We start from the raw sequence: 3,050 nt of genomic DNA on the forward strand, positions 1-3,050 counted from the left end.
TTTATAACCTCATATTTAGATTAAATTAACGATTTTTCAAAATTACACTAGCCTATAAACACTAAAAACTAACAATACTAGGCATAATATAAAGTAATTTAATACTTCTTTTATTTCTTGCTTTTGCTTTACTTTAGATATCTTTAGTCCCCAAAATATAACCCCTAACATATCACATTTCGGATTTTTATTTAATGCATGAAATCCTCTTCGTTATGCTGAGAAATTTGCAAATAATTCATATAAACAGTTGTGAAGTCCCCTTCATCGCGGACTTTATTCAGCTTGGATAGAAAGAAATTTCTTTCTTGAGGATTAAGAGTTTTTGAATTTAAAATAAAAGACATTAACATATCTTTTTTTAAGATAAGAGAGTATCTTTTGTTTTTTGAAATGCGCTCAGTTAAGCAGTAAAGGCATACTAACACAGCTACAATGATAAAAAAGGTTATAATTGTATGATCATTAAAAAATATTCTAATAGATTCCAACCAAATATATAATGCAAATAAGAACATTAATGCCACGCAGCTGCTATTTAGTAAGATAGTGCAAAATGTTGATTTTTTTTCATGATAATTAATTTTAAATACATATTCTTTCAATTTTTCCTGCTCCATATGTATGCCTCCAATAGATGAGTAATTTAATAACTTATTATTTAGTTATAAGATGGTATTTAGYCGGCATACCATCTTATTTTTGATATTTAACTTCGCTTGGAATTAATAATTCTAATTAGAGTATACAATGATAAATGGAGGTAACTTCACCTTAATTATAAGGATAACTAAGTGGTGTGCTGTTAATTATTAATTAGTTTTGCGATTTTCTTTCCATCAAATATATATTCTATAGGTTTGTTTAAATCATGATAATATAATTGAACTTTAATTGATTTCGTAATAACTTCAGATAACACTATGTCTATAAAGCTTTGAATAGGCGTTTTGTTAAATTGAGTTTTATCTTCATATTCTTTTAAACAAGTAATGAACGTCCATTCTAGGCCTTTTAAATCTGTATAATATTCACTGTCTGTTTCCCAATCACATGGATCTGTTTCTAAGTACAGACCCCCTTTTTTACTCCAACTACCCTCTTCATCCAACCGATTTTGTATAGCTTCTGTACAAAATGGAATTAGAGTACTTCTTTCGATGTTATAGTATTCTTGAAGGAATGGATGTTTATCAACTGCTTCTTCCCATTCACCGCTATTAATCAACTCTACTAGTTCCTTGTACTCTTTTTTATAATTACTTTTCCGCGAAATGCAGTATATATCCCCATGTATTTTCCCCCTTAGAAATTTTGGGTTACTTAAGTTCTACAATTTATATACAAATTATTTAACCGATCACATAATTGTATTATTTCACTTTCTTAATACCTTCCGGGAAAGTACTATGAATTATGGTCGAAACTCTATGATTTTTCGCTTTACCCTCTTTGTACAATTTGATGGTCGTGAATCCATATGGATCGCCCTTTCGAACCTTTATTTTACCTTTAAGAACTCTTCCGTCTTGTCCGATTCTATCTAGACTTCTAAACCTTCCAGCATTAGAAACCTGATATATACCTTCGTATCCTTTAATATCAACCCATGTTTCTTCCATTAAAATATCCCMTTATTTATGTGTATCTTCCTCTAAGATGGACCAGGATTTCCTGTGTTTTAAATCTAAATTAAACTCTTCAAGGAATAAATTTAGAACATATAAGGCGTTATCAGTCCCACCTATATGTTTATCTTCAGGAAATACCACTTTTCCATATAAAAATTCCCTTTAATAAAATATTTAACCGCTTATATATAATTTAGTTGTGTGACCCTCGATAGTTATGAATCTTTTCGCGAATAGCGGATGCAATAAACTCTTCAATCGTGCTGTTAGTTTCTTCAACAATTTTATTAATTGCTTGATATTCTTTGCTGGACATTGTAACGGGTTTCGTCACGCTGCTACTATCTAAATACACGCTATTATTCACACGCTTTACTAATTTTCCTTCTATTAAATAAGGCGTTAAACTTTCAATCCATTCCAATTGCATACCCATAGGCAATTCAATAAGAGATTGACGTATATCGAAATACCAAAAACCTTCTTCTTCTGAAATCTTCAAATTTCTTGGTGAGACGTACTGAAGGATTAAGTCAATCAGTTGAAATGAGCTGCTACGCAATTGATCGGATTTAGGTAAACGAAACTTAACAAATCTTTGGTGATGACTACGTGGTTTATCGGATAATTGGTATGCCGGTACGAATCCTAATTTTTGAGCCTCTGTTAAGGTGAATTCACTTCCGAATTCATCAATCAGCATAATATCTCCACGTTTTGGAATAGAAATAACTCTTGCTATTGTATTCCCCTGGATGAACCTCTGGAAAAGGACCGTATTATACTTTTGAGAGAATGTATACAGTGCATTTGCTTGATCAAATCGATGTACAAGTTGAAGTAACTCTTCTTCTTTAATGAATTTAGTCTCACGATTACGATGTTCTTGTATAGTAGCTGTTAACTCCCCATCTTCTAACCATTTTTCTAGTTGATATGTGCTAACATCATATTTTTTACTAGCTTGGTAAAGCGTAAGGCCTTCTGTTTCTCTTTCTTTTTTTATGGATTCTACATCTTCTTTTTTGAAAAGGAAACTTCCATCTAAACGCCATGTATCCTTATTTATCGGAACTAATTGCTCCTGCTTCATCAGATTGTTTACAACGAAATTACTAACCCCTAAATACTCCTTCACTTCTGTTGTATTCATAATGATTTGTTGATTTTCGTTCATGTTATTTCTCCTTTTTATTTGATTTATGTTTGAGTCGAACATTTATGTAGTCTAATTTCAATTTCAGCAAATATATAACTGTAACTTATTATATCATAGGTATTGTTCAATCTTTTCTGATAGATTCATAAAATTTATTTATCTTTACTAATTAAATTACCATTCGTATTTTATGAAATATAAACACAAGTTATTGATAAAATAATTTTAGTTATAACCATAGAAAATGGGAGATTTTCTAT

At 30.4% G+C, this 3,050-nt stretch carries 4 protein-coding genes; all 4 read right to left on the reverse strand.

The features are described from left to right. Positions 1–191: 191 nt before the first annotated feature. Positions 192–620 (reverse strand): hypothetical protein, encoded by a 429-nt coding sequence (locus tag AC1DTM_RS21325; RefSeq protein ID WP_088099310.1) that lies wholly within the window; start codon positions 618–620, stop codon positions 192–194. Positions 621–805: 185 nt separating this feature from the next. After that, positions 806–1,228, reverse strand: coding sequence for a hypothetical protein (locus tag AC1DTM_RS21330; protein ID WP_234814251.1), 423 nt, complete (start codon positions 1,226–1,228; stop codon positions 806–808). A 145-nt stretch (positions 1,229–1,373) separates the two neighbouring features. Next, positions 1,374–1,622, reverse strand: a complete 249-nt coding sequence (locus AC1DTM_RS21335; protein ID WP_088099309.1) for an NUMOD4 domain-containing protein — start codon at positions 1,620–1,622, stop codon at positions 1,374–1,376. 202 nt (positions 1,623–1,824) lie between these two features. Continuing rightward, positions 1,825–2,808: a DNA-binding protein gene (locus AC1DTM_RS21340; protein ID WP_088099308.1), complete on the reverse strand. Its 984-nt coding sequence runs from the start codon at positions 2,806–2,808 to the stop codon at positions 1,825–1,827. Positions 2,809–3,050: the final 242 nt, after the last annotated feature.

The sequence above is a fragment of the Bacillus sp. P4_D3 genome, from assembly GCF_056401855.1.